This is a genomic window from Paracoccus marinaquae (assembly GCF_018860165.1).
Classification (GTDB): Bacteria; Pseudomonadota; Alphaproteobacteria; order Rhodobacterales; family Rhodobacteraceae; genus Paracoccus; species Paracoccus marinaquae.
Genome location: NZ_JAHKNG010000034.1, coordinates 35,486 through 42,260, shown reverse-complemented (window position 1 = coordinate 42,260; position 6,775 = coordinate 35,486). Strand labels below are relative to the sequence as shown.

Annotated in this window: 9 protein-coding genes; 6 read left to right on the top strand and 3 right to left on the bottom strand. The window is 67.0% G+C overall.

Annotation, left to right across the window (positions count from 1 at the left end; genetic code table 11):
* The first annotated feature begins 253 nt into the window (after positions 1-253).
* A complete protein-coding gene (locus KNW02_RS15700) occupies positions 254-571 on the top strand; it encodes a hypothetical protein (protein ID WP_216034229.1) in 318 nt (105 codons plus the stop codon).
* Here KNW02_RS15700 and KNW02_RS15695 read toward each other — a convergent pair.
* From KNW02_RS15695 to infC, 3 genes are all read right to left on the bottom strand, one after another.
* Positions 568-1,614: a HesA/MoeB/ThiF family protein gene (locus tag KNW02_RS15695; protein ID WP_216034228.1), complete on the bottom strand. Its 1,047-nt coding sequence runs from the start codon at positions 1,612-1,614 to the stop codon at positions 568-570. The genes KNW02_RS15700 and KNW02_RS15695 overlap by 4 nt on opposite strands.
* 25 nt (positions 1,615-1,639) lie before the next feature.
* Entirely contained in the window at positions 1,640-2,104 is a 465-nt protein-coding gene (gene dut / locus KNW02_RS15690; protein WP_216034227.1) for a dUTP diphosphatase, read from the bottom strand.
* Positions 2,105-2,176: 72 nt separating this feature from the next.
* Positions 2,177-2,665, bottom strand: coding sequence for a translation initiation factor IF-3 (gene infC, locus KNW02_RS15685; protein WP_431356764.1), 489 nt, complete (start codon positions 2,663-2,665; stop codon positions 2,177-2,179).
* A 265-nt stretch (positions 2,666-2,930) separates the two neighbouring features.
* Between infC and KNW02_RS15680 the strand changes: the two genes are divergently transcribed.
* The 5 genes from KNW02_RS15680 (at position 2,931) to fabB (ending at position 6,755) form a co-directional block, all read left to right on the top strand.
* On the top strand, positions 2,931-3,629 hold the full coding sequence (locus KNW02_RS15680; protein ID WP_216034226.1) for a hypothetical protein: 699 nt from the start codon (positions 2,931-2,933) through the stop codon (positions 3,627-3,629).
* Entirely contained in the window at positions 3,626-4,492 is an 867-nt protein-coding gene (locus tag KNW02_RS15675; protein WP_216034225.1) for a glycosyltransferase family 2 protein, read from the top strand. Before KNW02_RS15680 ends, KNW02_RS15675 begins: the two co-directional genes overlap by 4 nt.
* A 75-nt stretch (positions 4,493-4,567) precedes the next feature.
* Entirely contained in the window at positions 4,568-4,867 is a 300-nt protein-coding gene (locus KNW02_RS15670) for an alkylphosphonate utilization protein (RefSeq protein WP_216034224.1), read from the top strand.
* Positions 4,868-4,992: 125 nt separating this feature from the next.
* Positions 4,993-5,502, top strand: a complete 510-nt coding sequence (fabA, locus tag KNW02_RS15665) for a bifunctional 3-hydroxydecanoyl-ACP dehydratase/trans-2-decenoyl-ACP isomerase (RefSeq protein WP_216034223.1) — start codon at positions 4,993-4,995, stop codon at positions 5,500-5,502.
* 23 nt (positions 5,503-5,525) lie between these two features.
* Entirely contained in the window at positions 5,526-6,755 is a 1,230-nt protein-coding gene (gene fabB / locus KNW02_RS15660; RefSeq protein WP_216034222.1) for a beta-ketoacyl-ACP synthase I, read from the top strand.
* The last annotated feature ends 20 nt before the right edge of the window (positions 6,756-6,775 follow it).

The window sequence follows — 6,775 nt, the reverse complement described above, 5'->3', positions numbered from 1 at the left end:
AATCCACATCCGCATTGCCCTCATGAACCGCTTCAACGCTCTCGGCCAAGCGGAGATCGAACGCGTCGCCTAAGATCGCGGGGGAAAGGCGCAAGCTCGGCTCAAACCGGCGTTCTGCAACAACGCCCAACCCAAGGGCCTTTATTATCGCGTCAACTGTGACCATCTGAAGGGACTGCGCGTCAACCTTACCGACGATGCCCAACGACACAAGGATCGCTACAAGGCGCTTGGCATCTCGTCCAAGCAGACCGTGCGGGAGGGGTTAGCCGCCGTCGACGCCTCACCCTTCAAGACCATCTTCGTGGTGCGCGAATCCAGCGGCGAGATTTTGTTCGCCCTGTCGAAGAACGATGATTACGTGACTGCGGCCAAGAAAAAACGCAAGCCGCCCACGCCGCCGGATCCGCCGCTGCCACCGGCAACCAGCAGCTGCTGCGCGAAATGCCGCTATGAAAACGGCACGCAGGCACCTTGCGTCCAGCTGGACGAAAATTCCTGTATCTGCAGTAACGAAGAGGGCGGCGGCACGGGCGGGCTTGATGGCGCACTGGAAACGCTTGGATTCTAGCGCAAGGCCGCTAGTGGCGTCGAGCAGACCGGGCAATCGGCGCGGCGGGTAATGTGAATGGTCCGCGTCTCGCCGTAAAGCCCGTCGAAGATCAGCATCCGGCCGCGCAGCCCCTGGCCCGCTCCGGTGAGATGCTTGATCGCCTCCAGCGCCATCAGGCTGCCGATCACGCCGGGCAGCGCGCCGACCACGCCCGCTTCGGCACAGGCGGGTGCTAGGCCCGGCGCCGGTGCCTCGGGGAACAGGCAGGCAAGGCAGGGGCCGCCATGCGCCGGGTCATAGAGCGTCACCTGCCCCTCCCATTGCGCGATGGCCCCGGCCAGCAGCGGCACGCCGGCCGCGACGCAGGCGCGGTTCACCGCCTCGCGCGACGCAAAGCTGTCGGTGCCGTCGAGGACCAGATCATGCCCGGCGATCAGCCCCGCATCGGCCCCGGTGATCCGGCGCTCCAGTGCTGTGACCTCGACATGCGGGTTCAGCGCCGCCATGGCGGCGGCGGCGGCGCGGGACTTGACCTCGCCGCGCTGGTCGCTGCGGAAGATCACCTGCCGCTGCAGATTGGACAGGCTAACGGTATCGTCATCCGCCAGCGTCATCCGCCCGACCCCGGCCGCCGCCAGATAGAGGCAGAGCGGCGCGCCCAGACCGCCGGCGCCGACGATCAGCACCCGCGCCCCGCGCAGCCGCATCTGGCCCGCCCCGCCGACCTCGCGCAGCACGATATGGCGGGCATAGCGGTCAAGCTCGGCCCCGGACATCGACCCGTCATCCGTCGCGGCGGCCGGCTGAGGATCGGGGGCCCGCGCCCGGAGATGGCCCAGCAGGGCGCGATAGGACAGGATCAGCGCCGCGACGCCCCCGGCCAGCAGCCATTGCGCGGCGGTCCCGCCGATGGCACGGGCCGGCGCGGCCTCAGGCAGCAGGGCCAGAAACAGCACGATGCCCAGCCAGAGACAGCCCAGCATCGCCAGCAGCACCCGCCCCGGCAGGCGCAGGAACAGCGCCAGCGCGACCAGCCCCGCCAGCAACCACAGACCTAGCATGGCGCGCCTCCTTCGCCGTCCGGCATCAGCTGGCCCCGGTCGATCCGAAGCCGCCGCTGCCGCGCGCCGTACCGCCGATCTCGGCGATCTCGGCAAAGCCGGCCTGCGGCGCGGGCGCGACGACGATCTGGGCGATCCGGTCGCCATGGGCGACATGATGCGGCACCTGCCCCAGATTGATCAGGATTACCCCCAACTCGCCCCGGTAATCGCTGTCGATGGTTCCGGGCGCATTGGCCAGCGTGATACCGTGCTTCAGCGCCAGCCCCGAGCGGGGCCTGACCTGCACCTCCCATCCGGCGGGAATGTCGAGGATCAACCCGGTCGGCACCAGCGCGCGCTGCCCCGGCGCGAGGTCGATCCCGGCGCGGGCGTCGGACGGGAAATTCGCCCGTAGATCGGCGCCGGCCGCACCGGCCGTCTGGTAGGATGGCAGCGGCAGCGTCGCGTCCGCCCCCTCGATCCGCTTGAGTCCGATTCTCGGTGCCATCCCCTGCCCCTTTCCAAGACAAAGGCCGCGCAGGCAGTGCCGCGCGGCCCGACGTGCCGATCCTGCCGCCGCTTACCGGGGCGAGATCATCATCACCATCTGCCGGCCTTCCAGCTTCGGCATGGCCTCGACCTTGCCGGCCTCGCCGACATCGTCCTTGACCCGGTTAAGCAGGTCCAGACCCAGATCCTGATGCGCCATCTCGCGGCCGCGAAAGCGCAGGGTGATCTTCACCTTGTCGCCCGCGTCGAGGAACTTCATCACGTTGCGCATCTTCACATCGTAATCATGGGTGTCGGTCCCCGGACGGAACTTGACCTCCTTGATGTCGATGACCTTCTGCTTCTTGCGCGCCTCGGCCTCGCGCTTCTGCTGTTCGTACTTGAACTTGCCAAGGTCCATGACCTTGCAGACCGGCGGGGTCGCATTGGGCGATATTTCGACCAGATCCAGCCCGTGTTCCCGCGCCATGTCGAGGCCGATCGAGGGCGGCACGACGCCGATATTCTCTCCTTCGGGGCCGATCAGGCGGATCTCGGCCACGCGGATTCGTTCATTCACGCGGGGGCCGGTGTCACGGGTGGGCGGTGCATTATGCGGTCGGCGGGCTATGGCGTCACTCCTTTTATAGCCATCTCAGAATGGAGGGAAAATAGTCGCGCAAACCGGGCGTTTCAACCGGATTTCGGCGCGGAACGGCCGCGGCGGCGGCTTTGGGCGCGGATTTCCCCGGGTCGCAGGACCCGGCGCGGCTTTTCGGCGTTCCGGGCTTGTGCGATAACCCCGGGGCGCCCCCGCGGGGCCGCAGGAAAGCAGAGGAGATCACATGCGCAGGCTGATGGCCCCGATCCTGATTCTGGTGCTGCTTCTGTCCGGATGGTGGTGGTGGACGACCGCCCGACCGCCGGCAACCCCGGAAACGGCAGCCCCCGACATGGCCGAGGCGCCCGCGCCTGACGCGGCAGAGGAAACCGCCACCGCCACGGTCGACGCCACACGCGAGGCGGCCGAGACGGCCGAGGCGGCAGCGCAATCCCCGGTCGATGCCGAAACCGCCAGCGAGGCCGCCGGCGCCGCGGCCGACGCGGCAGCCGATGCCGCAGCCATCGCCGCCGATGCCGCAGCCGAGGCGGTCCGCGACTCGGAGGCCAGTACCGCGCCGGCGGCAGATATCGCCGCGACCGAGGCCGAGCAGGCCGCCGAGGCGGCGCTGGCCGCCGCCGACCTGGCTGCCGACGCGGCGGCCAGGGCAGCAAACGAGACGGGCACCGAAGCGCCCGCCGCCGCGGCTGGCGATGCAGCCGAAGCGACCGGGCAAGCGGCCGACGCGGCGGCAACCGCAACCGCCATCGAGGCGCTGCTGACACCCGACGGCTTTGATGCAGCCAAGGTCGAGGCGATCATCGAGGGCGCCGGGATCAGTGCCGCGCAGAAGGCGACCCTGCGCCGGCTGATCGAGACCGCCGCCGGCAATCCCGACCTGCTGCGCGCGGCACTGGAGCAGGTCAAGGCGGTGATGCAGTGACCCCTCCCGGGCTCGAGCAGTTCCTGCACGGCCAGCCAGAAGCGATCCGCAAGGGTCCGCTGGCGATTCTGCTGATCGAGGACGAAGCCGCCGTCACCGAGACGCTGCAGCATCACCTGAAGGCCGGGTTCCGCCACATCCTCGCCCTGTCGCCCGAACCCCTGACCCTGCCCGATGACGGCGCCGGACGGATCAGCAACCTGATCTGGAACACGCGCTGCCCGGCGGCCCATGTCGATGCCGTGAATGCCGTGATCGCCGCCGTGCCGGAGGGCACCTGGCTCTATTACTGCTTCAACGCCGAGTTTCTGTTCTTCCCCTTTTCCGAAAGCCGCCATGTCGGCGAAATGCTGGCCTTCCACACCGAGGAACGCCGGGCGGCGATGCTGACCTATGTCATCGACCTCTATGCCCCGGACCTTCGGCGCAGTCCCGATGCGGTCGATCTGTCCGAGGCGATGTTCGACCGCACCGGCTATTACGCCCTGGGCCGGCCGGGGCCGGAAGGGGCGAATCTGGAACGGCAGCTGAACTTCCACGGCGGGCTGCGCTGGCGGTTCGAGGAATACCTGCCCGCCGATCGGCGGAGAATCGACCGCATCGCCCTGTTCCGCGCCCGCAAGGACCTGCGGATCACCGCGGATCACCGCTTCAATATCGAGGAATACAACACCTATTCCTGCCCGTGGCATCACAACCTGACCGCCGCCATCGTTTCGTTCCGGGTGGCCAAGGCGCTGGTGACGAACCCCGGCTCGCGCGACGAGATCGGCGCCTTCACCTGGCGCGGTTCGCATCGTTTCGAATGGAACGCCCAGCAACTGATGGAACTGGGCCTGATGGAACCGGGCCAGTGGTTCTGAACAAGGGCGCCCCACCACCCCGGCAAGCGAAGGCCGAACGGCTGCGATTGATCGGGCCGCAACAGAGGAAACCGCATGAGCGTTGACGACGAATATATCTATGACGAGGAAAGCGGCGAATGGCGCCCCGCCGCGGACATCGTCGCTGAGGCCGAGGCGGCGCGGCAGGTTCGGGACGCCGCCGGCAACAGCCTTGCCGACGGCGATTCCGTCACCCTGATCAAGGACCTCAAGGTCAAGGGCGCGAACCAGACCCTGAAGCAGGGCACGGTCATCCGCTCGATCAGGCTGACCGACAATCCCGACGAGATCGACTGCCGGCACGAGACGATCAAGGGTCTGGTGTTGCGCACCGAATTCGTGCGCAAGCGGTGACGCGGCGGCCAAACTGCTTTGACTTGCACGCGGTTTGCCACGAATGCTAGACGAAACGTCAACTTGAACACCACACTACCCGAGACGGGCAGCCGGCCAGGGGCCGACAGGAAAGGCAAGACCGGATGGCAATGACGCAGACCAGCTTCGACCGTGACGATCTTCTTGCCTGCGCGCGGGGCGAGTTGTTCGGGCCGGGCAACGCCCAGCTGCCCGAGCCGCCGATGCTGATGATGGACCGGATCACCGATATTTCCGGGGACCGGGGCGAGCATGGCAAGGGTCATGTCGTGGCCGAGTTCGACATCACCCCCGACCTGTGGTTCTTCGCCTGCCATTTCCCCGGCAACCCGATCATGCCCGGCTGCCTTGGCCTTGACGGGCTGTGGCAGCTGACCGGCTTCAATCTGGGCTGGCGTGGCTGGGAGGGGCGCGGCTATGCGCTTGGCGTGGGCGAGGTCAAGCTGACCGGCATGGTCCGGCCCGACCGCAAGATGCTGCGCTATCACGTCGATTTCACCAAGGCGGTGCAGACTCGCCGCCTGACCATGGGCGTGGCCGACGGCCGCGTCGAGGCCGATGGCGAGGTGATCTATCAGGTCAGGGACATGAAGGTCGCGCTGTCGGCCAACTAACCAACACTCAGGAGGAGGCCCCCATGCGACGCGTCGTCATCACCGGGCTCGGCATCGTTTCCCCCATCGGCAACAACGCCGGTGAGGTGACCGAAAGCCTGCGCGCCGGACGTTCGGGCATCGTCTTTGCCCCCGAATACGCCGAACACGGTTTCCGCAGCCGGGTCCACGGCATGCCGAAACTGGTGCTGGAGGATCATGTCGACAAGCGCAACCTGCGCTTCATGGGGCCGGGCGCGGCCTATAACTTCATCGCCATGGAACAGGCAATCGCGGACAGCGGCCTGGAAGAAGGCGATGTGTCGAACCCGCGCACCGGGCTGATCATGGGGTCGGGCGGGCCGTCCACCTCGAACTTCTTCGACGCCCACCAGATCGTCATCCAGAAGGGCAGCCCGAAACGCATGGGGCCGTTCATGGTGACGCGCTGCATGTCCTCGACCAATTCCGCCTGCCTCGCCACGCCGTTCAAGATCAAGGGCGTGAACTATTCGATCACCTCGGCCTGTTCGACCAGCGCGCATTGCATCGGCAACGGCGTGGAACAGATCCAGATGGGCAAGCAGGATATCGTCTTCGCCGGCGGCGGCGAGGAACTGGACTGGACGCTCAGCTGCCTGTTCGACGCCATGGGGGCGATGTCATCGAAATACAACGACACGCCCGAAACCGCCTCGCGCCCCTATGACGCCAGCCGCGACGGTTTCGTCATCGCCGGCGGTGGCGGCGTGGTCGTGCTGGAGGAGCTGGAACACGCCAAGGCACGCGGCGCCAAAATCTATGCCGAGGTCACCGGCTACGGCGCCACCTCGGACGGCTATGACATGGTGGCCCCTTCCGGCGAGGGAGGCGAACGCTCGATGCGGCTGGCGCTGTCCACGCTGCCCGAGGGGCGCAGGGTCAGCTATATCAACGCCCATGGCACCTCGACCCCGGTCGGCGATATCGGCGAGATCCGGGCGATCCGCACCATCTTCGGCGAAGGCAGCACGCCGCCGGTCAGTTCGACCAAATCGCTGACCGGCCACAGCCTCGGCGCGACCGGGGTGCATGAGGCGATCTATTGCCTGCTGATGATGCGGGACGACTTCATCGCCGCCTCGGCCAATGTCCAGACACTGGACCCCGAGCTTGAGGCCAGTGAAATCGCCACAAGCAGGGTGGATGCGGCAGGACTGGATTCGGTCCTCTCGAACAGCTTTGGCTTCGGCGGCACCAATGCCTCGCTGCTGATCTCGAAATATCTGGAATAACAGAATAAACGCAAAGGGCA